The sequence below is a fragment of the Micromonospora sp. NPDC093243 genome, assembly GCF_044753725.1.
GTDB lineage: Bacteria > Actinomycetota > Actinomycetes > Mycobacteriales > Micromonosporaceae > Micromonospora.
The window spans coordinates 659,619-681,666 of sequence record NZ_JBIVNT010000002.1; the positions used below are offsets into that span (position 1 = coordinate 659,619).

General features: G+C 73.6%; 18 protein-coding genes. 8 read left to right on the plus strand and 10 right to left on the minus strand.

From position 1 onward, the window contains the following. The first annotated feature begins 2 nt into the window (after positions 1–2). A complete protein-coding gene (locus tag ACIP9D_RS07845; protein ID WP_350867725.1) occupies positions 3–2,288 on the plus strand; it encodes an LLM class flavin-dependent oxidoreductase in 2,286 nt (761 codons plus the stop codon). Then, entirely contained in the window at positions 2,285–3,196 is a 912-nt protein-coding gene (locus ACIP9D_RS07850; protein WP_350867724.1) for an LLM class flavin-dependent oxidoreductase, read from the plus strand. Before ACIP9D_RS07845 ends, ACIP9D_RS07850 begins: the two co-directional genes overlap by 4 nt. Before the next feature lie 10 nt (positions 3,197–3,206). On the opposite strand, the gene ACIP9D_RS07855 is transcribed toward ACIP9D_RS07850, so the two are convergent. The 3 genes from ACIP9D_RS07855 to ACIP9D_RS07865 all read right to left on the minus strand — a co-directional run bounded on the left by ACIP9D_RS07855 (position 3,207) and on the right by ACIP9D_RS07865 (position 5,821). Beyond that, positions 3,207–4,469 (minus strand): RNA polymerase sigma factor, encoded by a 1,263-nt coding sequence (locus tag ACIP9D_RS07855; protein WP_400449535.1) that lies wholly within the window; start codon positions 4,467–4,469, stop codon positions 3,207–3,209. Between the two features lie 5 nt (positions 4,470–4,474). Beyond that, entirely contained in the window at positions 4,475–4,816 is a 342-nt protein-coding gene (locus ACIP9D_RS07860; RefSeq protein ID WP_350867722.1) for a YciI family protein, read from the minus strand. 126 nt (positions 4,817–4,942) lie between these two features. Further along, on the minus strand, positions 4,943–5,821 hold the full coding sequence (locus ACIP9D_RS07865; RefSeq protein ID WP_350867721.1) for an alpha/beta hydrolase: 879 nt from the start codon (positions 5,819–5,821) through the stop codon (positions 4,943–4,945). Positions 5,822–5,985: 164 nt separating this feature from the next. Between ACIP9D_RS07865 and ACIP9D_RS07870 the strand changes: the two genes are divergently transcribed. After that, on the plus strand, positions 5,986–9,279 hold the full coding sequence (locus tag ACIP9D_RS07870) for a BTAD domain-containing putative transcriptional regulator (protein WP_350867720.1): 3,294 nt from the start codon (positions 5,986–5,988) through the stop codon (positions 9,277–9,279). Positions 9,280–9,324: 45 nt separating this feature from the next. Here the strand turns inward: ACIP9D_RS07870 and ileS are convergent, their stop codons facing one another. Next, positions 9,325–12,447, minus strand: coding sequence for an isoleucine--tRNA ligase (gene ileS / locus ACIP9D_RS07875; protein WP_350867718.1), 3,123 nt, complete (start codon positions 12,445–12,447; stop codon positions 9,325–9,327). 365 nt (positions 12,448–12,812) lie between these two features. Here ileS and ACIP9D_RS07880 point away from each other — a divergent pair, with 365 nt between their 5' ends. Together ACIP9D_RS07880 and ACIP9D_RS07885 are read left to right on the plus strand one after the other, a co-directional pair. Beyond that, a complete protein-coding gene (locus tag ACIP9D_RS07880) occupies positions 12,813–13,418 on the plus strand; it encodes a helix-turn-helix domain-containing protein (RefSeq protein WP_350867716.1) in 606 nt (201 codons plus the stop codon). A 17-nt stretch (positions 13,419–13,435) separates the two neighbouring features. Then, positions 13,436–14,194, plus strand: a complete 759-nt coding sequence (locus tag ACIP9D_RS07885) for an SRPBCC domain-containing protein (RefSeq protein ID WP_350867714.1) — start codon at positions 13,436–13,438, stop codon at positions 14,192–14,194. 80 nt (positions 14,195–14,274) lie between these two features. Here ACIP9D_RS07885 and ACIP9D_RS07890 read toward each other — a convergent pair whose 3' ends face one another. Continuing rightward, the gene (locus tag ACIP9D_RS07890) at positions 14,275–15,207 is read right to left on the minus strand and encodes a helix-turn-helix domain-containing protein (protein WP_350867712.1); all 933 of its coding nucleotides are present in this window, start codon (positions 15,205–15,207) and stop codon (positions 14,275–14,277) included. An 81-nt stretch (positions 15,208–15,288) separates the two neighbouring features. On the opposite strand from ACIP9D_RS07890, the gene ACIP9D_RS07895 reads away from it, so the two are divergent. Then, on the plus strand, positions 15,289–15,699 hold the full coding sequence (locus ACIP9D_RS07895; protein ID WP_350867711.1) for a DUF6010 family protein: 411 nt from the start codon (positions 15,289–15,291) through the stop codon (positions 15,697–15,699). A gap of 12 nt (positions 15,700–15,711) precedes the next feature. Here ACIP9D_RS07895 and ACIP9D_RS07900 read toward each other — a convergent pair whose 3' ends face one another. From ACIP9D_RS07900 to ACIP9D_RS07920, 5 genes are all read right to left on the minus strand, one after another. Then, positions 15,712–16,386, minus strand: coding sequence for a response regulator transcription factor (locus ACIP9D_RS07900; RefSeq protein ID WP_350867709.1), 675 nt, complete (start codon positions 16,384–16,386; stop codon positions 15,712–15,714). Next, the gene (locus ACIP9D_RS07905; protein ID WP_350867707.1) at positions 16,374–17,666 is read right to left on the minus strand and encodes a sensor histidine kinase; all 1,293 of its coding nucleotides are present in this window, start codon (positions 17,664–17,666) and stop codon (positions 16,374–16,376) included. The genes ACIP9D_RS07900 and ACIP9D_RS07905 overlap by 13 nt, the downstream gene beginning before the upstream one ends. A 157-nt stretch (positions 17,667–17,823) precedes the next feature. After that, positions 17,824–19,005, minus strand: a complete 1,182-nt coding sequence (locus ACIP9D_RS07910) for a low temperature requirement protein A (RefSeq protein WP_350867705.1) — start codon at positions 19,003–19,005, stop codon at positions 17,824–17,826. A 198-nt stretch (positions 19,006–19,203) separates the two neighbouring features. After that, positions 19,204–19,758: a DUF5994 family protein gene (locus ACIP9D_RS07915; RefSeq protein WP_350867703.1), complete on the minus strand. Its 555-nt coding sequence runs from the start codon at positions 19,756–19,758 to the stop codon at positions 19,204–19,206. A 3-nt stretch (positions 19,759–19,761) separates the two neighbouring features. After that, complete coding sequence (locus ACIP9D_RS07920) at positions 19,762–20,067, minus strand: LapA family protein (protein ID WP_350867702.1); 306 nt, start codon at positions 20,065–20,067, stop codon at positions 19,762–19,764. A 735-nt stretch (positions 20,068–20,802) separates the two neighbouring features. Here ACIP9D_RS07920 and ACIP9D_RS07925 point away from each other — a divergent pair. Both ACIP9D_RS07925 and ACIP9D_RS07930 read left to right on the plus strand, forming a co-directional pair. Continuing rightward, entirely contained in the window at positions 20,803–20,976 is a 174-nt protein-coding gene (locus ACIP9D_RS07925; RefSeq protein ID WP_350867700.1) for a hypothetical protein, read from the plus strand. Continuing rightward, positions 20,973–21,995, plus strand: a complete 1,023-nt coding sequence (locus ACIP9D_RS07930; protein WP_396694184.1) for a glycosyltransferase family 4 protein — start codon at positions 20,973–20,975, stop codon at positions 21,993–21,995. The genes ACIP9D_RS07925 and ACIP9D_RS07930 overlap by 4 nt, the downstream gene beginning before the upstream one ends. The last annotated feature ends 53 nt before the right edge of the window (positions 21,996–22,048 follow it).

Sequence of the window (22,048 nt, forward strand, 5' to 3'; positions counted from 1 at the left end):
TCGTGTCAGGTAACTATGGCCACCGCCTGGAGTTCGGCACGTTCGTCACCCCGACGAACGCGTCGCCCGAGACGCCGGTGGCGCTCGCCCGGCGCAGCGAGGAACTCGGCTACGACCTGGTCACCTTCCAGGACCACCCGTACCAGCCGGCGTTCCTGGACACCTGGACGCTGCTGTCCTGGGTCGCCGGCAGGACCGAACGCATCCGGTTGGCCGCGAACGTGCTGAACGTGCCGCTGCGGGCGCCGGCGGTGCTGGCCCGCTCCGCCGCCAGTCTGGACCTGCTCTCCGACGGCCGGCTGGACCTCGCCCTCGGCGCCGGCGCGTTCTGGCAGGCGATCGAAGCCATGGGCGGCCGGCGGCTGACCCCGCGCGAGTCGGTCGACGCGCTCGGCGAGGCGATCGACGTCATCCGCGCCCTGCTGGCGGTCGACGACCCGACGCCGGCCAGCTATCCCGGCGAGCACCACCGGCTCGACGGTGCCGAGCGCGGCCCGCTGCCGGCCCACCACATCCCGATCTGGCTCGGCGCGCGCAGGCCGCGGATGCTGCGGCTGGTCGGCGCGAAGGCCGACGGGTGGCTGCCCACGCTCGGCCCGGTCGAGCCCGACGCCCTCCGGGCCGGCAACAAGATCATTGACGAGGCGGCCCGGGAGGCGGGCCCTGACCCGGCGGAGATCCGACGCCTGCTGAACATCTCCGGCCGGTTCGCACCGACCCGGCAGGGCCTCCTGCACGGGCCGGCCGCCAGCTGGGTCGAGGACCTGCTGCCGCTGGTCGTCGAGGACGGCGTCGGCACCCTGATCCTGATGACCGACGACGACGCGACCATGACCCGGTTCGCCCAGGAGGTCGTCCCGGCGCTGCGCGAGGCCGTCGACCGGAGGCTGCCGGCCCCGCTGCCCACCACCGCGCGACGCAGCGTCACCGTTCGCGCCAGGCGGCGCCCGGGCATCGCCTACGACGAGGTGCCGCCGTCCCTGGTCGACAGCGCGGTGGAGCCCGGCGACGTCGGCTACTCGCAGGTGAAGTCGAACTACATGCGCGGTGGCGCGCCCGGCCTGATCCTGCGACCGGGCACCCCGGCCGAGGTGGCCGACGCGCTCGCCTTCGCCCGCGCGCACCGGGACCTGCCGCTGGGCATCCGCAGCGGCGGGCACGGCATCAGCGGCCGGTCGACCAACGACGGCGGCCTCGTGATCGACGTCGGCCGGATGAACGAGATCCGGGTGCTCGACGAGGCGACCCGTCGGGTACGCATCGGCCCCGGCGCACGGTGGATGCAGGTCGCGGCGGCGCTGGCCCCGTACGGTTGGGCGCTCACCTCCGGCGACTACGGCGGGGTCGGGGTCGGCGGGCTGGCCACTGCCGGCGGCGTCGGCTGGCTGGCGCGCAAGCACGGCCTGACCATCGACCACCTGCGCGCGGTCGAGCTGGTCCTCGCCGACGGCACCCAGGTCCGGGCCAGCGACACCGAGAATCCCGACCTGTTCTGGGCGGTACGCGGCGCCGGCGCCAACTTCGGGGTGGTGACCGCGTTCGAGTTCGAGGTCGACGAGGTCGGGCCGGTCGGCTGGGCCCAGTTCGCCCTGGACGCCAGCGACCCGGAGCTGCTGGTCCGCTGGGGCGCCGCGGTGGAGGCCGCGCCGCGCGACCTGACCAGCGCGCTTCTCATGGGCCCGCCCCGCATCGGCCAGCCGCGGGTGGCGCAGGTGATGGCGATGGTCGACTCGGACGACCCGGCGACGATCGTCGGGCAGCTCCAGCCCGTCGCGGACATCGCCCCCGGCTACGACCAGCAGGTGGTCATCACCTCGTACGCCTCGGTGATGGCCAACGCGAGCGACGGCCCGCACCACGGGCAGGGGGAGCCGATCTCCCGTACCGGCTTCGTCGAGCACCTCACGCCCGCCTTCGCGGCGGCTGCCAACCGTCTGCTGGCCAGCGGCGTGGTGTATTTCTTCCACATCCGTTCGGTCGGCGGCGCGGTCACCGACGTCGATCCCGACGCGATGGCGTGGAGCCACCGCGGGGTCAACTTCCACGTCAGCGCGTTCGGGCGGCACCGCGGCCGGCTCGACGCCCTCTGGGACGACCTCTTCGCCGGGCAGCTGCGCGGCACCTACCTCAGCTTCGAGACCGACCAGCGCCCGGAGCGGCTCGCCGACGCGTTTCCGCCCCGCACCCTGGCCCGGCTCCGTGAGCTGAAGGCGCGCTACGACCCGGACCAGCTCTTCCGTGACAACTTCGCCATCACACCCGACACCGCATCGAGGACGACGCCATGAGCGACTACGGACACGATCTGCTGTTCGGCACCTTCGTCACGCCCACCGTGCAGCCCGTCCGGCACGCGGTCGACCTGGCGGTGCTGGCCGACCGTGCGGGGCTGGACCTGGTCACCTTCCAGGACCACCCCTATCAGCCCCGGTTCCACGACACCTGGACCCTGCTGAGCTACGTGGCCGCCCGTACCGAACGCGTCCACCTCAGCGGGAACGTGCTCAACCTGCCGCTGCGACAGCCGGCGGTGCTGGCCCGCAGCGCGGCGAGCCTCGACCTGCTCAGCGGCGGCCGGTTCGAACTCGGCATCGGCGCCGGGGCGTTCTGGGAGGCCATCGAGGCGATGGGCGGGCGGCGGCTCGCCGCCGGCCAGGCGATCACCGCGCTGGACGAGGCGATCCGGATCATGCGTGAGGTGTGGGCCGCCGACAAGCCGGGCGGAGTCCGCGTCGACGGCGAGTACTACCGGGTCAACGGCGCCAAGCGCGGGCCCGCGCCGGCCCACCAGGTGAACGTCTGGATCGGCGCGTACAAGCCGCGGATGCTCCGGCTGACCGGCCGGGTGGGCGACGGCTGGCTGCCGTCCCTGCAGTATCTGCCCGGCGGGCCGGGCGACCTGGCCACGATGAACGAGCAGATCGACGAGTCCGCCGTGGCGGCGGGGCGAGAGCCCGCCCAGATCCGGCGGCTGCTCAACGTCGGCGGCCAGTTCGCGCCGACCGGCCGGTCGCTGCTCGACGGCCCGCCCGAGCAGTGGGCGGAGGACCTCGCCGGGCTGGCCCTGGAGCACGGGGTGAGCGCGTTCATCCTGGGCAGCGACGACCCGGCCGCGATCGAACTCTTCGCCGCCGAGGTCGCCCCGGCGACCCGGGAGCTGGTCGCCGAGGAGCGCGCCCGCACGGCGGCGGGCTGAGAATTTCCCATCAGTCGCCGGCAGCCTCTATCGCGGCCAACCGTCGGCGCAGGTGTGCCCGCTCCGGCTCGGTGCCGGCCAGGTCGAGCGCCTCCCGGTAGGCCACCGCCGCCTCCGGCAGCCGGCCCAGCCGGTGCAGCAGGTCCGCCCGGGCTGCCGGGTACGGGTGGTAGCCGCGCAGCTGCGGCTCGCCGGCCAGCTCGTCGAGCAGCGCCAGACCGGCCCGCGGGCCGTCCCGCATGGCCACCGCCGCGGCCCGGTTCAGGGCCACCACCGGCGACGGCGTCAGCGCGAGCAGTACGTCGTAGAGCGCCACCACCTGCGGCCAGTCCGTGGCGGCCTCGTCGGCGGCCTCGTCGTGCAGCGCGGCGATCGCGGCCTGCACCCCGTACGGGCCGGGCGGGCCACCGGTCAACGCGGCGAGCACCAGCCCCTGCCCCTCCTCGATCATCGGGCGGTCCCAGCGGCCCCGGTCCTGCGCGTCGAGGAGCACCAGCTCGCCGGTCGGGCCGATCCGGGCGTCCCGCCGGGCGTGCACCAGCAGCATCAGTCCGAGCAGCCCGGCCACCTCGCGCTCGCCGGGAAGCAGCCGGCGCAGGATCCGGGCCAGCCGGATGGCCTCCTCGGCGAGGTCGGGGCGCTGCAGCTGCGGGCCGGAGCTGGCCGCGTACCCCTCGGTGAAGATCGAGTACACCGCCTGGAGCACGCCGGACAGCCGCCCCGGCAGCTCGTCCGGCTCGGGAACCCGGAACGGGATGCGGGCCTCGCGGATCTTCTTCTTGGCCCGGACCAGCCGCTGCGCCATCGTCGCGGTCGGGACGAGGTAGGCCCGGGCGACCTCGGGCGTGGTCAGGCCCGCGAGGTAACGCAGGGTCAGGGCCCCGCGGTCCGTCGCCGGCAGCGCCGGATGGGCGCAGGTGAAGAAGAGCCGCAGCCGCTCGTCGGGGAGCCCGCCGTCGGCGTCCGCGGGCGCGGCCGGCCCGGCCCGGTCCGCCTCCGCCTGGAGGATGGCGAGCCGGGCGGCGTACGCCTGGTCGCGCCGGAGCCGGTCGACGGCCCGGCGCCGGGCCGTGGTGAGCAGCCAGGCGCCGGGCCGGGTCGGTACGCCGTCGACGGGCCAGTGCGTCAGGGCCGCCTCGATCGCCTCGGAGGCGACGTCCTCGGCCAGGTCGAGGTCGCCGAAGCGGTGCACCAGGGCGGCGAGCAGCCGGCCGCGCTCCTCCCGGAACACCGCCTCCACGCTGGCGCGGGTGCCGGCCGGCTGCCCGGCCATCCCGGTCATCCCTCGAACTCGGCGACCGGCCGCACCTCCATCGTCCCGCCGTCGCGCGCACCGGGACAGCGGGCGGCCCAGTCCAGGGCGACGTCGAGGTTCGGCACGTCGATCACGTAGTAGCCGCCGAGGACCTCCCGGGTCTCGGCGAACGGGCCGTCGGTGACGGTCCGCTCACCGGACGGGTCGACCCGGACCGTGGTGGCGGTGGTGAGGTCGGCCAGCGAGTGCCCGGAGACGAAGATGCCCGCCTCCTGCACCTCCTTGTCGTAGGCCACCCAGTCCTCGACGGTGCACGTCGGCGCCGCGTCCGCGGACCCGGCGTAGATCAGCATCATGTACTTCATGTCCGACTCCTGTCGTCGTTCTCTGGTTGCCGTACGACCTGACGACGAACGGGACCGGCCTGGATCGACAGCCCCCGGAAATTCTCTCCCACCGGAGCCGGGGCGGATGGGCTCGCCGCGTCCCGATTACCGGGCGAGCAGGGCGCGCAGCGCCGCGACGACCTCGGCCGGCGCCTCCTCGGCCATGAAGTGGCCGCACGAGACGGTGCGGTGGGTCAGCTCCGGCGCCCACGCCCGCCACAGCGCGGCGGCGTCGTAGCCGAGCGCGGCTCCCCAGTCCTGCTGGAGGACGGTCACCGGCATCCGCAGCTGGTTCCCGGCCGCGCGGTCGGCCCGATCGTGCTCGACGTCGATGCCGGCGGAGGCCCGGTAGTCGGCCACGATCGAGGTGACCGCCGCCCGGGACGCCGCCAGGTACGCGGCCCGGACCTCGGCCGGGAACACCTCCCGGTCCTGGGTCCACGCGTCGAGGAAGTGCCCGAAGAAGGCGTCCGCGCTCGCGCTGATCAGCTGCTCGGGCAGGCCGGGCGGCTGGGCCATCAGGTAGAGGTGGAAGCCGACCGCGGCGGTGGTGCCGTGCAGGACGTCCCACATGTCGAGGGTGGGCAGCACGTCCAGCGCGGCGAGGTGGGTGATCGCCTGAGGGTGGTCGAGACCGGCCCGGACGGCGACCAGGGCGCCTCGGTCGTGCCCGACCAGGGCGAAGCGTTCGTGTCCCAGCGCCCGGGCCAGCGCGACCACGTCGGCGGCCATGGTCCGCTTGGCGTACCGGGCCCCGTCGGTGTCGGCGGGCTTGTCGCTGGCGCCGTAGCCGCGCAGGTCGGGGCAGATCACGGTGTGGTCGGCGGCGAGGTCGGCGGCGACGTGCCGCCACATGAGGTGGGTCTGCGGGAAGCCGTGCAGCAACACGACGGCGGGGCCGGAACCGCCCACGGCCGCGTTGAGCGTGACGCCGTCGGCGACGGTGACGCGGCGGTAGTCGAAGCCCTTGATGGTGGGTTCCACGGAGGAGACCTTTCCTGGTGACGTCGGCCCAGGCTCCGGGGCGGTGCGCCCCTCGCCCGGTGTACGCCATCGAGCCTGCTCGGCGGCGATGAGCAGCGGATCAGCACCGGATGAGTGCCGGACGGGCCCGTCTGCTGCGGCCGGCGGTTGCCTAGATTGGGGGGATGACCGGGCAGGAGGCGGTGACCTTCGGCGTACTCGGCCCGGTGCGGGCCGTCGCCGGCGGGGGCCCGGTGCCGCTGCGAGGTGCGCGCCAGCGTGCGGTGCTGGCCCGGCTGCTGGCCGCCCGGGGTCGGGTGGTGCCGGTCGACCGGCTCGTCGACGACCTGTGGGACGAACCGCCGGACGCGGCGGTGGCGGCCATCCGCACCTTCGTCGCCGATCTGCGTCGGGCCCTGGAACCGGAACGGGCACCCCGCCAGCCGGCCCGGCTGCTGATCACCGAGCCGCCCGGGTACGCGCTGCACCCGGCGCCGGACGCCGTGGACGCCTGGCGGTTCGAAGCGGCGGTCGGTGAGTCGGGGGAGCTGCTGACGGCCGGGGCGGCGGAGCCGGCGCTGGCCCGTCTCGACGCCGCGCTCGCCCTCTGGCGTGGCCCGGCGTACGCCGAGTACGCCGGCCAGAGCTGGGCCCGCGGGGAGATCGACCGGCTGGACGAGTTGCGGATGTTGGCCGTGCAGCGGCGGGCTGAGGCGCTGTTGGCGCTGGGCCGGCCCGCCGAGGCCACCGCCGAGCTGCGGGCGCTGGCCGCCGATCAGCCGCTGCGGGAGGACGCCTGGCGGTTGCTGGCGCTCGCCCTCTACCGGAGCGACCGGCAGGGCGACGCGCTGGCCGCGCTGCGCCGGGCCCGGGAGACGCTGGTGGCGGAGCTGGGCGTCGACCCCGGTCCCCGGCTGCGAGACCTGGAGGCCGACATCCTCGCCCAGGCCCCGCACCTCGCGGGCCCGGCCGCCCCGACGGCGGTGACCGGGCCACCCGCCGGGGACGCCGCGCCCGCCGCCCCAGCACCGACACCCGGCGGCCCCGCACGGGCGTTCGTCGGTCGGGACGAGGAGCTGGGCAGCCTGCGGGCTGCCGCCGACCGGGCGGTCGAGCTGGTCACCCCGACGCTCGTCCTGCTCTCCGGGGACGCGGGGGCCGGCAAGTCGGCGCTCGCCGAGGCGCTGACCGGCCGGCTGGCAGCGGCCGGCTGGACGACGGTGTGGGGCCGCAGCCCCGAGTACGACGGCGCCCCGGTTGCCTGGCCGTGGCGGCAGGTCGCCGACGAGCTGGCCGCAACGACAGGGATAGCCCTGCCCGGGGCCGGGGAACCGGCGGACCGGGCCGAGGCCGACCCGGCGGTGCGCCGGTTCCGGCTGCACCGCGCCGCCGCGGCGCAGCTCGCCGCGGTGGCCGGACGGGCACCGGTGCTGGTGGTCCTCGATGATCTGCACCGGGCGGACCAGGGCACCCTGGACCTGTTGACCGCGCTCTTCACCGAGCCGGCGCCGGTCACCGGCCCGCTGCTGCTCGTGGGCACCTACCGGGCCACCGAGATCACCCCCGAGCTGACCGGCGCGTTGGCCCGGATCGCCCGGCTCGAACCGCTCCGGGTCTACCTCGGCGGACTCACCGAGGCGGCGACGCGCGACCTGGCCCGGGCCCTCGTCGGGCGGGACCTGGACCCCTCCGCGGTACGGCTGATCCACCGCCGCAGCGGAGGCAATCCGTTCTTCGTCCGGGAGCTGGCCCGGCTGCTCGCCGCCGAGGGCGACGCGGCGTTGGAGCGGGTGCCCGCCGGGGTGCGCGACGTCATCCGGCACCGGCTCGCCCGGCTGTCCTCGGCCGCGCAGGAAGGGCTGCGGCAGGCCGCGGTGCTCGGCCGGGACGTCGACCCGGAGGTGCTCGCCGCACTGGCCGGCGGCGACACCGCGACGCTCGACGCGCTGGACGACGCGTTGCGGGCCGGATTCCTCAGCGAGCAGGCCGACGGCGGGCTGCGGTTCACCCACATCCTGGTTCGCGACACCCTCTACGGCGACCTGTCCGCGCTGCGCCGGGCCCACTGGCACCGGGCGGCCGGTGCGGCGATCGAACGGCTGCACCCCGACGACCTCGTCGCCCTCGCCCACCACTTCGGGCAGGCGGGCAGGGCCACCGCCGCGCGCGCGGCCCGCTACGCCGGGCTCGCCGCCGAGCAGGCCGAACGCCGGGCCCACCCCCACCAGGCGGCCCGGCTCTGGCAGCAGGCGGTCGAGGCCCACGACCGGGCCGGCGGCGCTGACGTCCGGGGCAGGCTGACGGCGGTGATGGGGCTCGGCCGGGCGCTCGCCGTCACCGGGCACCTGGACCGCACCCGCCGCTATCGGGCGGACGGGATCGACGCGGCCGAGCGGCTCGACGATCCGGCGCTCCTCGCGACCGTGCTCACCGCCTTCGACGTGCCGGCGATCTGGCCCCGCAACGACGACGAGGCGCTCTCCGGCCGCATCGTCCGGGCGGCCGAGCACGCCCTGAGCGCGGCCGGCGAGGACGGCGCGGAGCTACGCAGCCGCCTGTTGAGCACGACGGCGCTGGAGTTGCGCGGCGCCCGTACCGACCGGGGGCGCCGCGCGGCGGTCGAGGCGGAGGCCCTGGCCCGGCGGCTGGGTGACCCGGCCCTGCTGGCGTTCGCTCTCAACGCCCGGTTCATGCACAGCTTCTCGCGCAGCGGACTCGCGGCCGAGCGCGCCCGGCTCGGGGCGGAGCTGGTCGACCTGGCCGCCGGGCACGAGCTGGTGACCTTCGAGGTGCTCGGGCATCTCGTGCTGATGCAGGCGCACGGGGCGCTCGCCGACCTCGGCGCCGCCGACGCCCACGCGGTCGCCGCCGACCGGCTCGCCGAGCGGCACGACCTGCCGCTGGTCGGCGTCTTCACCGGGTGGTACGCGGCCCTGCGTCTCGCGCTCGCCGGGCGATCGGCCGAGGCGGACATCGCCTACCGGCGGGCGCACGCGCGGATGCCGGCCGGCGGGATGCCCGGCATGGAGCAGGGCCTGCTGCCGTTCGCCCTGCTGTCGCTGCGGCTCGCCGACACGCCGCCGACGGCCGCGCCGGAGGTCTCCGACGAAGAGGACTGGGGGCCGCACGCGCCGTGGGTCCGCCCGTTGACCCTGGCCGCCGCCGGCCACCGCGACGAGACGGTCGCCGCGCTGCGCGCTCTTCCGGAGTCACCGCACGACCTGCTCCGGGAGGCCCGCGCCTGCCTCGTCGCCCGCGCCGCGCTCGCTGCCGATGACCGGACCGCCATGGCGTACGCGTACGCCGAGCTGCTGCCCGCGGCCGGCGAGCTGGCCGGGGCGGGCAGCGGGGTGCTCAGCCTCGGCCCGGTGGCCCGGTACCTGGCCGACCTCGCCGCCGCGCTCGGTCGGGACGACGAGGCCGCCGCCCATCAGCAGTCGGCGCGGGCGGTCGCGGCGCGGGTCCGGGCGGCGGGTTGACCGGTGCGCCGCCCCGGGCCGTGGTGCCCCGGGACGGCGGCGGAGTCAGGCCTTCCGGAGCCAGAAGGTCAGGCCGAGCGACTCGTCGGTGAACGGCTGGGCGTCCGGCCAGGACGCCTCGCCCTCGGCGCAATCGGTCGCCAGCACCTCGTCGGTCACCAGGTCACGGTGCTCGGTGAGGGCGAGCGCGGTCTCCTCCCGGTCCGTCCGGTAGCGCAGCTCGATCCGGTCGGTCACCTCCAGGCCGCTGCTCTTGCGCGCCTCCTGGATCTGCCGGATCGCGTCCCGGGCCACCCCGGCCCGGCGCAGCTCAGGGGTCAGGTGCAGGTCAAGGGCCAGGGTCGCGCCCGCGTCGCTGGCCACCGCCCAGCCCTCCCGCGGCGTCTCCACCACGACCACCTCGTCCGGGCCGAGCGTCACCGGCTCGCCGTCGAGGAGGACCGTGGCCGAGCCGGTGTCGCGCAGCGAGTCCCGCAGCGCGGCGGCGTCGGCGGCCGCGATGGCCTTGGCCACCTGCTGCACCCCCTTGCCGAAGCGCTTGCCGAGGGTACGGAAGTTGGCCTTGGCGGTGGTGTCCACCAGCGAGCCGCCCCCGCCGCCCACCGGCTCGACCGAGCCGACGTTCAGCTCGGCGGCGATCTCGGCCAGCAGCTCCGGCGACAGCTCCTCGAACCCGTTGGCGGAGGCCAACGCCCGGGACAGCGGCTGGCGGACCTTCATCCCGGAGTCGGCCCGGGCGGCCCGGCCCAGCTCGACCAGCCGGCGGGCGAGCGCCATCTGCCGGGACAGGGCCGGGTCGATCAGCGACTCGTCGACCTCCGGGTACGTGGCCAGGTGCACCGACTCCGGCAGCGTCGGAGCGACTGGCACGACCATGTCCTGCCAGACCCGCTCGGTGACGAACGGGGTGAGCGGCGCCAGCAGCAGGGTGACGGTGGTCAGTGCCTCGTGCAGGGTGGCGAGCGCCGCACGGTCGCCCCGCCAGAAGCGCCGCCGGCTGCGCCGGACGTACCAGTTGGACAGATCGTCGATGAAGGTGGCGAGCAGCCGTCCCGCCTGGTGCGTGTCGAACCCGGCCATCGCCGCGTCGACCTGCTGGACCAGCGTGTTCAGCTCGGAGAGCACCCACCGGTCCAGCACCGGCCGGTCCGCCGGCGCCGGGTCGGCGGCCGACGGGGTCCAGTTGGCGGTGCGGCCGTAGAGGGACTGGAAGGCGGCCGTGTTCCAGTAGGTCAGCAGGATCTTGCGGACCACCTCCTGGAGCGCGGTGTGCCCGACCCGTCGCGCCGACCAGGGCGAGCCCACGGCGGCCATGAACCAGCGCACCGCGTCCGCGCCGTGCTGGTCCATCAGCGGGATCGGTTCCAGGATGTTGCCCAGGTGCTTGGACATCTTGCGGCCGTCCTCGGCCAGGATGTGGCCGAGGCAGACCACGTTCTCGTACGACGACTTGTCGAAGACCAGCGTGCCGATGGCCATCAGCGTGTAGAACCAACCGCGCGTCTGGTCGATCGCCTCGGAGATGAACTGGGCCGGGTAGCGCTCGGCGAAGAGCTCGGCGTTGCGGTGCGGGTAGCCGAACTGCGCGAACGGCATGGAGCCCGAGTCGTACCAGGCGTCGATGACGTCGGGCACCCGGCGGGCGGTCTCGCCGCAGTGGCAGGCGAAGGCGACGTCGTCGATGAACGGCCGGTGCGGGTCGAGGTTGCTCAGGTCGGACCCGGTCAGCTCACCCAGCTCCGCCAGCGAGCCGACGCAGGTCAGGTGCTCGTTCGCGCACCGCCAGATGGGCAGGGGGGTGCCCCAGTAGCGGCGGCGGGACAGCGCCCAGTCGACGTTGTTGTTGAGCCAGTCGCCGTAGCGGCCGTACTTGACCGTGGCGGGGTGCCAGGTGGTGCGCTCGTTCTCGCGCAGCAGCGCGTCCCGGACGGCGGTGGTCCGCACGTACCAGGACGGCTGGGCGTAGTAGATCAGCGCGGTGTGGCAGCGCCAGCAGTGCGGGTAGCTGTGCTCGTACGGCTGGTTGCGGAAGAGCAGGCCCCGCGCCTCAAGGTCCTCGATCAGCGGTCGGTCGGCCTCCTTGAAGAAGAGCCCGCCGACCAGCGGCACGTCCGGGGAGAACCGGCCGTTGGACTGCACCGGGTTGACCATCGGCAGGCCGTACGCCCGGCTGTTGGCCAGGTCGTCCGCGCCGAAGGCGGGCGCCTGGTGGACCAGCCCGGTGCCGCTGTCCGTGGTCACGTACGACGCGAGGATCACGATGTGCGCGTCGGGGACCTCGACCAGGTCGAACGGCGCGCGGTAGGTCCACCGCTCGAGTTCCTTGCCCGTGAACGACTCGCCGGTCAGCTCCCACCCGTCGCCGAGCGCGTACGCCAGCAGCGGCTCGGCCACCACGAGCTGCTCGTTGCCGTCGGTGGCCACCACGTACCGCACGTCCGGGTGCACCGCGACGGCGACGTTCGACGGCAGGGTCCACGGGGTGGTGGTCCAGACCAGCAGCGCGGCCCGGTCGGCCAGCGGGCCGGAGGTGAGCGGGAAGCGGACGAAGACCGACGGGTCGACGACCGTCTCGTAGCCCTGGGCGACCTCATGGTCGGAGAGGCCGGTCTCGTCGCGCGGGCACCACGGCGCGACCCGGAAGTCCTCGACCAGCAGGCCCTTGTCGAAGATCTGCTTCAACGACCACCAGACGGACTCGATGTACTCCGGGTCCATGGTCCGGTAGGCGTCGTCCATGTCCACCCAGTAGCCCATGCGCTCGGTGAGCTCGGCGAACGCGTCGGTGTGCCGGGTGACCGACTCGCGGCAGCGGGCGTTGAACTCCGCGATGCCGAACTTCTCGATGTCCTGCTTGCCGGAGAAGCCGAGCTCGCGCTCGACGGCCAGCTCCACGGGGAGACCGTGGCAGTCCCAGCCGGCCTTTCGGGCGACGTGGAACCCCTTCATGGTCTTGTAGCGCGGGAAGACGTCCTTGAAGACCCGGGCCTCGATGTGGTGGGCGCCGGGCATGCCGTTGGCGGTCGGCGGTCCCTCGTAGAAGACCCACTGCGGGCGACCCTCGGACTGCTCGAGGCTGCGCGCGAAGATGCTGTTGGCGTGCCAGAAGTGCAGGACCTCGTGATCGAGCTCGGGCAGATCGACCTGGGTCGGTACGCTGCGGTACATCGTTCCTCCGTCGGCGCGTGTGGTGAAGCTCCGCCGGAGGGACGAGGCCGTGGGCCCCGCGGTACCACCCTCCTTGGCCGATAACGGCCCTCTCGTTCAGGTGTGGTCGGGTCTACTCGGCCTGGCGGCCTTTCTTCCGACGGCTCCGGGGTGATCTTCCCGCCACGCACACCCCCGGGCTTCCACCATCTCCGGGTCGCTTCTGGCTGCGTGCGGCGGTACTCGTCCCCATCTGCGCCTTCCGCACGCATCCTATCCCAGCCGATCCGGGCACGACCACGGCGTTATGGCGGGGCGAAATCTCGGGACTCACCGACAACTTATTTTGTCTTGACAAGAGAATCTGTCGGTGGGAGGGTCAAGCCATGTTCGACATCGCAGTGATCGAGGACCCGGCGGCGGCCGAGGCGTCGCTGGACCCGATGCGGGCCCGGCTGCTGGCCGAGCTCGCCGAGCCGGCCTCGGCGACGACGCTCGCCGCCCGCGTCGGCCTGCCGCGGCAGAAGGTCAACTACCACCTCCGGGCACTCGAGCAGCACGGCCTGATCGAGCTGGTCGAGGAGCGTCGCAAGGGCAACGTCACCGAGCGGGTCATGCGCGCCACCGCGGCGTCCTACGTGATCTCGCCCGCGGCCCTGGCCGCCGTGCGACCCAACCCCACGCCGGCCCCGGACCGGCTCTCCGCGCGGTGGCTGCTCGCGATCGCGGCCCGCCTCGTGCAGGACGTCGGGACGCTGATCACCGGCGCCGACCGGGCGAAGAAGCGGGTGGCGACCTTCGCCCTCGACGGCACCGTCCGGTTCGCCTCGGCGAGCGACCGGGCCGCGTTCGCCGAGGAGCTGGCCACCGCGGTCACCGCGCTGGTCGGCAAATACCACGACGAGAACGCCCCCGGCGGTCGTGAGCACCGTGTGGTGCTCGCCCTGCACCCCACCGTCGACTCCAGCACCGCATCCGCCAACGAATCCTGAACGAAAGGCTTTGGATCATGGGACACCACTTCGAGCTCCACAAGGACATCGAGCTGGCCGCCACCCCCGAGCAGGTGTGGGAGGCGATCGCGACCGGGCCGGGCATCGACTCCTGGTTCATGGGTCGCAGTCAGGTGGAGCCACGCGAGGGCGGGCGGACCAGCCTCACCATGGCCGGCCACGTCGACGAGGCGACGGTCACCGCCTGGGAGCCGGGGAAGCGGTTCGCGAACCGCACCGAGCCCGGGCCGGACGGCAGTTTCATGGCCATCGAATACCTCATCGAGGGCCGTGAGCAGGGCGGCACCGTGCTGCGGCTGGTCCAGAGCGGCGTGCTCGGCGACAACTGGGAGACCGAGTACGAGGCGATGCAGACCGGCTGGGACATGTACCTGGCCAGCCTGGCCGCCTACCTCGAACACTTCCCCGGCCGGACCGGCGCCCCGGTCACCGCGTTCCGCCCCCAGGCCGGCACTCCCGAGCAGGTGTGGGCGGCGGTGGCCGACGCCTTCGGCATCGCCGGCCCGATCACCGAGGGGGCCAAGGCCCGGCTCACGATCGACGGCCTGCCGCCGATCGAGGGGGTCGTCGACCTCGCCGGCCTCCCGACCTACGTCGGCGTCCGCACCGACGACGCGCTCTACCGGTTCCTGCACTCGGGCACCGAGCGGGGCAACGTCCTGGTCCTCGGCCACCACATCTTCACCGCCGACGCGGATTCGTCCCGGACCGAGCAGGCCTGGCAGAACTGGGTCAACACGCTGCCGATCGGTTGAGAGCCGAGCCGCGGCACGCACCGGGAGAGCGACCGTCGTCCGCCGCAGCGGCGGGCGCGGTCGCTCTCCGGTCCGCGACGTCAGCCGCTGCGGTACGTGCCGCGGTACGCGCGCGGGCTGACCCCGACGACCTGCCGGAAGCACTCGCGGAAGGCGGTCGGCGAGGTGAACCCGACCAACTCGCCGACCCGCTCGACCGGCGTGCCGGTCTCTTCGAGGAGTTGCTGGGCCCGGCGGACCCGCTGCCGGCTGAGCCACTGCATCGGTGTCGCGCCGGTCTGCTGGCGGAAGTGGCGGCTGAGCGACCGGGTGCTCATCGAGGCTCGGGCGGCGAGTTCGGCCAGCGTCAGCGGGACGTGCAGATTGTCGGTCAGCCAGGTGAGCAGCGGCTGAAGCGAGGTGCCGTCCGGCGCGGGCGGTTCGTGGCTGATGAACTGGGCCTGGCCGCCGGCCCGTTCCAGCGGCATGACGCAGCTGCGCGCCGTAGCGGCGGCCACCGCGACGCCGTGGTCGCGGCGCACGATGTGCAGACAGAGATCGAGCCCCGCGGCCGCGCCGGCCGAGGTCAGCACCGACCCCTCGTCGACGAAGAGCACGTCCGGATCGACGGCCACCCGGGGATGGCGGCGGGCCAGCTCGGTGGCGGCGGCCCAGTGCGTGGTGGCCCGCCGCCCGTCGAGCAGCCCGGCGGCGGCCAGGACGAACGCCCCGGTGCAGACCGACACCAGCCGCCCGCGCGCGGCGCGAAGCGTGTCGATGACGACCCGCGGCACCGGTTGGTCGAGATCGGCGAGCCCGGGGACGACGACGGTGTCCGCCCCGGTCGCCGCGCCCAATCCGTGCCGCGCCCGGATGCTGATCGGCCCGCACGCCACCTCGTCGGCCGCCGCACAGACCGACACCTGGTACGCCGGGCGGCCGTCGGCCAACCGGGCACGACCGAAGACCTCCATCGGTACGGAGAGGTCGAAGGGCACGACGCCGTCGTAGGCGAGGATCGCGACACGATGCACCCGCACAGTGTGGCGCGATCCCGTCGATGACGGTCCAGCCAGCCACTGCCCGCCGGTCTGCGCCGCACCTAGGTTCGGCGCATGGCTGTTCTCGTCGCGTTGCTCATCGGTGTCCTGTACGTCTGCCTGAACTCGCTGATCCCCGAGCCGCAGCGGCGCAGGGTCAGCGCCGTCATGGTGGGCGGGGCAGGGGCGGCGTACCTCAGCGGCGGCGGTCTCGGGGCCTGGGAGCTGGCGTTCACCGCGGTGCTGACCTACGTCGCGTACCGCGGGTTGGAATCGTGGACGTTCATCGGGATCGGCTGGCTGCTGCACACCGCCTGGGACCTCTTCCACCACCTCAGCGGCGACCCGATCCTTCCGTTCGCGCCCGGATCGTCGTTCGGCTGCATGATCTGCGATCCGGTCATCGCCCTTTGGTGCCTGACCGGCGGCCACTCGGTGACCGACGCGCTGCGGGCCCGGTTCGCGCGCGCCCGGTCCACCGGCTGACGGGCTCGCCGGTCACGGGTCGACGGGCGTCGGCTGGGTGCGCAGGTAGGTGAGCACCGCCAGCACCCGGCGATTGGTGTCGTCGCTGGGCAGCAGGCCGAGCTTCATCAGGATGTTGCCCACGTGCTTGTTGATCGCCGCCTCGGTGATGTGCAACGTCGCGGCGATCGACGCGTTCGAGCGGCCCTCCGCGACCAGCGCCAGCACCTCCCGCTCCCGGGCGGAGAGGGCGGCCAGCGGGTCGCGCGGCCGGTGCAGCAGCCGTCGTACCACGTCGGGATCGATGACCGTGCCACCGTCCACGACGGTACGGAGGTGCCCGACGAACTCGGTCACCTCGGCGACCCGATCCTTGAGCAGGTAGCCGACCCGCCGACCGTCCCCGCTGCCCAGCAGCGCGGCGGCGTACTCCGCCTGCACGTGCTGGCTGAGCACCACCACCGCGAGTTCCGGCCGCTCGGCGCGGAGGGCGACGGCGGCCCGCAGGCCGTCGTCGCCGGCGTCCGGCGGCATCCGGATGTCGGTCACCACGAGGTCGGGCTGGTGCGCCCGGGCCGCATCCCGCAGCGCCGGCACCGAGCCGACGGCGGCGAGCACGTCGAAGCCGAACCGTCGTAGGAGGCTGACCAGGCCCTCGCGCAGCAGGACCTCGTCCTCGGCGAGCACGACCCGGGTCACGGGCGGCACGGCAGCTCCACCCGCACCAGGGTAGGCCCGCCGGGCGGACTGGCGAGCAGCAGTCGCCCGCCGGCCGCGGCCACCCGGTCGGCGAGACCGGTCAGGCCGGTGCCGCGCCCCGGATCGGCGCCGCCACGGCCGTCGTCGGAGACCTCCACCACGAGCTGGCCGCCGACCTGGGTGAGTCGTGCCTCGGCCTGGGTCGCCTCGGCGTGCCGGGCCACGTTGCCGAGGCACTCGGACACCACGTAGTAGGCGGTGGTTTCGACGATCTCGGGCAGTGGGCGGTCCAGGTCGGCGTGCACGGTGACCGGGACGGTGGCCTCGTCGGCCAGTTCCCGGACCGCGCCGGCCAGGCCGAGGTCGGTGAGGCTCTGCGGGCGGATGCCGTGCACGATCTGTCGGAGCAGCCCCATCAGGCCCTTCGCCTGGTCGTGCGCCACGGCGAGCGGCCGGGCGGCGGGGGAGTCCTCGGGTACGTCCAGCCGGGCCAGCCCGAGTTGCAGGGTGAGACTGGTCAGCCGGGGCTGCGCGCCGTCGTGCACGTCCCGCTCGATGCGCCGGCGCTCGGCCTCGTACGCGTCGACCAGCCGGGCCCGCGACCGGGTGACCTCGCGCAACTCCGAGGCGTCGACGGGCCAGCCCAGCAGCCATCGCGCCACGGCGACCTGGCCGGCGGCGAGAAGGCCCAGCGCGTACCAGAGCACCGGCAGCAGCAGGACGCCCAGGATCGCGTACGGAACGGCCTGGCCGGGGCTGTCGACGGTGCCCCACACCACGATGACGTTGTCCGCGTCACCGGCCAGCCACGGGCTGGCGATCAGCGTGACGTCGAGCAGCGCGAGCAGCGCGACCACCCAGTACGCCAGCGGCACCACGCTGCCGAGCCAGGCCGAGTACGCGACCTCGCGCCACGCGCTGGCGGTGGTGTAGCGGGCGAGCAGACCCCGCCAGCGCCGCTCGGGCAGCGGGCGGGGGTCGACGAGGCCGAGTCGCCACCGCTCGACGGCGGCGACCGCGACGCTCACGATCGGGGCCAGGGCGACCAGGGCCAGCCCGCCGACGAGCAGGAACAGGGCGAGCGGCAGGGAGATCGGGCGGTCGTGCTGGCGTACCGCGTTGAGGGCCGCCACCAGGGGTGCGCCGACCACGAGCAGCCCGAGGGAGAGCAGACCGGCGATCGGGACGGTGGTCACCAGGTAGGCCAACGCCCGCCACGGCCAGCTGGAGATCAGGTAGCCGCGGCGGCGTAGCGCCTCGGCCAGGTGCGGAGGCTGAGCCGATGTCATGGCATCGACGCTAATCGGGGCTGGACCTGCGACCCAGCCGGCTGGATCCACTTCGTGGGTAGCGCCAGCCCCACCCGGATGCGGGGCGTGCCCGGCCCGCGGTAACCGGCCTCGCCGGCCCATTGCCCACCCTGAGCAGACGCCCGCCGGCCGCCAGCTACATGGAGGGCGCCGGTGGTTCGGGTGGGTTTCCGTAGGCACGGATGCCGTCTGCGACGGCGACTCCCGCCAGTACGAGGGTGGCGGTGATGCCGGCAACCAGCGAGGGCACCAGCACCAGGGCGGGCGCCGCGACGACCAGCACGAACAGTGCGACCAGGCGGGACGGCGACACGCGGCTGAACACCTCGTATTCGAATCGGGCTCGTCCGGCCAGGAACAGCGCGGGTCCGCCGAGAATGATGCCGGCCAACCAAGGCGTGGTGTGCTCGAAGGGATGGGCGATGACAATCTCGAAACCGGCGGCGGCGGCGACCACGCCGGCCACCATGAGCAGGTGGGTGTAGGGGGCGGACCGGACGAATCCGCCCGGGTCCCGGGAGGACTCGATGGCCGCCTTCAGCAGGGCCCCGGCGCGGTGGACGTAGATCTGCCACAACAGCACGGTGGCGAGGAACGCGACCACGAGCGCCGCGGTGCTGCCGGCCGTCACGTCGGCATCGGCGTAGGTGAGGGTGGTGACGAGGACGAGATCGCCGAGGGCGAGAGTGAAGAACTGCTGGTAACGCTCCGCCAGATGGTCGGCCGCCACCCGGTACTGGGACATGGGTATCCGACCGAGTTTCGGCGTGGGGTACCGGAGCCAGGCCGACCCGTAGTCGACCGCGAGCGCGGCGGCCCACAGCAGACCGCGCGCCAGACCCGTCACCATGCCGCCGGTGAGCCACGGTACGGCGGAGACCACGAACCAGAAGATGAACCTGCTGGCATGTAGTTGCGCCATGCGGCCGTGCAGCGCGGAGGCGAGGAAGATGCCGCGTCCCACGTGGATCGCCACGTATGCGCCCGCGAAGACCAGGGCGCGGTCGGCGAAGGCTCCGGGCAGCGAGCCGGCCATCAGGATGGTCCCGATCATGACCCAGAGCGTCATGATGAAGATCGGAGGCCGCTGCGCGTGGTAGAAGTCGGTCGCCAACGCGGTGATGGACCAGACCCACCAGATCGCCATCAGCAGCACCACGGCCTGGAAGACCCCGACCCAGTCGAGACTCCGGGCCAGGGTTCGTGACGTCAGGGCGAGTGCGGCGACGAACACCAGATCGAGGAACAGTTCCAGCAGGGTTGCCCGCTGGGGTCCCTCACCCTCACGCGTCAGCCCTACTGCTTGGTCGGTCGTCATCGGTTGCCCGCCTACTGACTCCAGGGTCTTGAGGGCATCGAGGAGCGGCCTGCGAAGGAAAGCCGGGCGAGTCTGCTGCTCCCAGGATCGCCATGACGAATATTAATGGAGTAATGGGCATTCGGTCGGAAAAGGCGTGGTTTATCCCAGAGATGGCCCTGGTCATCCCTTTGACGTTTCCTCTGCCGGCCGTCCCGGTTACTCGCGCATGGGGCTGACCCGAGAATCCCGGCCCCTGACTCCGTTGCCACCGCCCTCGTTGTCCCACTCCGCGTACGAATCTGTGCTGGCCGTCGACGCCCGGGCGGGTACCACCCGGACGGCGGCCAGGATGTCGGGCGCGCGCCTGAGGTTGGCCGGGTCGGCGGCGATCGCCATCGCCCGCTCCGCTGCCGCCGCCGGGGTGCTGGGCGGTACCACGAGCAGGTCGATCTGGGTGTCCCGGTCGGTGGTGGCGACCAGCACGGCGGGGTCGAGGGAGTCGAACCAGCCGAACCGGACCACGTCCGACCCGACGGTCAACCGGCGGAATCGGTCGTCCCAGGTGCGGAGGTTGAGCACGACGTTCCGGATCCGGCCATGGCGTTCGGTCAGTGCGACGAGCAGGCCGGGGAGTTCGGCGGCCGGATCCCAGGAGCGCGGCCACCACCCGCCGTCGAGCACCGTCCGTCCCCGAGCGGTGGCGAGTACGAGCCGAGGTGCGACGGGCGTCGAAGCGGGAATCATGGCGTCCGGGTGCCGGGTGACGGACACGGCTCAGCCTTCCTGGTGGGACAGCGGCGAGGCCGGAGGGAGCCCGGTCGTTGGCGGGGAGGTCGGTTCGGGCTCGTAAGGCCCCGCCGCCCGCTTCGAGGGACGGCGGTGGCGCATCCTCAGCTGGACGATCCGGGCCGTGCCGGGGAGGGCGACGAGCAGGACCCCGGCGACCGCGGCCAGTAGCAGCGCCACACCGATCGGCAGGGCGACGTGGGCGCCGAGGAACGTCACCTCGGCGCGCTGCCCGTTCTGCAGCACGAAGATCAGCAGCAGCAGGAGCACGACGGCGAACACCACGGCGACCACCCACAGATCCCCGATTCGCGAGCGCTTCAGCGCTGGTCGAAGGGGAGCCGGGCGAGCGTCGGCGGGACCGTCGTGTCCGTTGACGGTGGAGAGTCGGACGTTCCTGTTTCGGGGTGCGGTCATCACGAACCGCCGCCTTCCGACGGGTGCCCGGCGTACCTGGCTGCCGGCGTGGGCCAGCGCGGGCGGGGGTGAAGGCGGGCCGGCGACGGACCGTCGCGGCCCGGCGTGCAGGCGCGGGGGAGGTGCCGGCCGTCGGCGCGACGGGAAGTCGGCGACCTGGCCGATGGATGTACGGCGGTGGGTGACGCGGTGACCCCGATCGGTGCGGTGCGTCCGCCGGCAGCGGAGCGTCAGTCACCAGGGGTCCCGAGCGACAATGCCAGCGTACGCCTCCGTTGCGGATACCGCTGTGCAGGCAGTTTCCGGGTGGCCACTGCATGCGGTGATGGTGCAGATCCACGCTGTGCGGCGTACGGTGGGCATGTCGCCCGGGCCCGCGGTGGCCGCCAGGTGCCGCCGCCACCAGCCCGCAGGGGCGTTCAACGACCGTCATCCCATCGCCACAGCATGATCGTCGTGCTGGCTGATCGCCGACCAGGCTCCGGCCACTGGATCCACCGGTCACGGCACGTCCAGGTTCGCCCCGACGGCGGGTGATGGGATCCGACCGGCGCGTCCACACCGTCGTCCGTGAGCGTGACCGTTCCGGACGGCTTCACTAGGGAGCACCCGATGAGGATCGCCAGGCACAGGATCGTCACCGCCCTTCGCGAACGGGGCCAGCAGGCCAGGGCCGACTGGGTCGAGCGGGAACTGCCGGAGCAGGTGGACCCGGCCAAGCACGCCGGGCTGCTCGCCACCCTGCGTCTCGACCTGGCCGACCTCGCCGACGCGCCATCCCCGTGAAAGTGGCGCTGCTCGGACCGGTCGCCTGGCGGACACCCCCGTACCACTACGGCCCCTGGGAACAGGTGACGGGCCTGCTCGCCGAAGGGCTGGTCGCTCGCGGCGTGGACGTGACACTCTTCGCGACGCTGGACTCCGCCACCTCCGCCACCCTCGACGGTGTCTGCCCCCGGGGGTACGCCGACGACCCCGCCATGGACGGCCGGGTGTGGGAGGCCATGCATGTCTCCCACGCGTTGACCCGCGCCGGGGACTTCGACCTGGTGCACAACCACCTCGACTGGTTGCCGCTGGCCTTCGCCGAACACTGCCCCGCGCCGCTGCTCACCACCGTGCACGGCTTCTCCGGCGCGGGGATCCTCCCCGCCTACGCTCGGGCCCGCTCGTCCTACGTGTCGATCTCTGACGCCGACCGGGCCCCGGGGCTGGACTACGTCGCCACGGTGCACCACGGCGTCGACCTCACCGGGCTGCCGTTCACCAGCGATGCCGGCCCCGGGCTGGCCGCGTTCGGCCGGATCCACCCCGACAAAGGCACTCACACCGCCATCGAGATCGCCCGCCTCACCGGCCGGCCGCTCACCATCTGCGGCATCGTCCAGGACGAGCGGTACTTCGCCGAACAGGTGGCCCCGCACATCGACGGCGACCAGGTCACCTTCCTCGGGTCGGTGGGCCCCCGACGGCGCGCGGAGGTCCTGGGCGCCAGCACCGCCCTGCTGCACCCGATTGCCTTCGACGAGCCGTTCGGGCTGTCGGTGGTGGAGTCGATGGCGTGCGGCACACCGGTTGTCGCCTTTGCCCGCGGGTCCATGCCGGAGGTGGTCGACGACGGGGTGACGGGATATCTCGTGCACACCGTCGAGCAGGCCGTCGACGCCGTCACTCGGGTCACCGGCCTCGACCGGAGCGGCTGCCGGGAACGGGCCCGGCAGCGCTTCGGCGCGGACCGGATGGTCGGCGACTACCTCGCCGTCTACGACGAACTCACCCGCCGGTCGCGACGCGGGACCCGCTGACCGCCAGAGGAAGCATGCCCGACGAGGACCCGCAACCGCGGTGACCCAGCCTC

What these genes read in the sequence shown, in the direction of transcription:
- ileS (WP_350867718.1), bottom strand. Translation starts at nt 12,447, where the DNA reads ATGTACCGCAGCGTACCGACCCAGGTCGATCTGCCCGAGCTCGATCAC.
- ACIP9D_RS07905 (WP_350867707.1), bottom strand. Translation starts at nt 17,666, where the DNA reads ATGACATCGGCTCAGCCTCCGCACCTGGCCGAGGCGCTACGCCGCCGC.
- ACIP9D_RS07880 (WP_350867716.1), top strand. Translation starts at nt 12,813, where the DNA reads ATGTTCGACATCGCAGTGATCGAGGACCCGGCGGCGGCCGAGGCGTCG.
- ACIP9D_RS07910 (WP_350867705.1), bottom strand. Translation starts at nt 19,005, where the DNA reads ATGACGACCGACCAAGCAGTAGGGCTGACGCGTGAGGGTGAGGGACCC.
- ACIP9D_RS07870 (WP_350867720.1), top strand. Translation starts at nt 5,986, where the DNA reads ATGACCGGGCAGGAGGCGGTGACCTTCGGCGTACTCGGCCCGGTGCGG.
- ACIP9D_RS07855 (WP_400449535.1), bottom strand. Translation starts at nt 4,469, where the DNA reads ATGGCCGGGCAGCCGGCCGGCACCCGCGCCAGCGTGGAGGCGGTGTTC.
- ACIP9D_RS07850 (WP_350867724.1), top strand. Translation starts at nt 2,285, where the DNA reads ATGAGCGACTACGGACACGATCTGCTGTTCGGCACCTTCGTCACGCCC.
- ACIP9D_RS07925 (WP_350867700.1), top strand. Translation starts at nt 20,803, where the DNA reads ATGAGGATCGCCAGGCACAGGATCGTCACCGCCCTTCGCGAACGGGGC.
- ACIP9D_RS07885 (WP_350867714.1), top strand. Translation starts at nt 13,436, where the DNA reads ATGGGACACCACTTCGAGCTCCACAAGGACATCGAGCTGGCCGCCACC.
- ACIP9D_RS07860 (WP_350867722.1), bottom strand. Translation starts at nt 4,816, where the DNA reads ATGAAGTACATGATGCTGATCTACGCCGGGTCCGCGGACGCGGCGCCG.
- ACIP9D_RS07895 (WP_350867711.1), top strand. Translation starts at nt 15,289, where the DNA reads ATGGCTGTTCTCGTCGCGTTGCTCATCGGTGTCCTGTACGTCTGCCTG.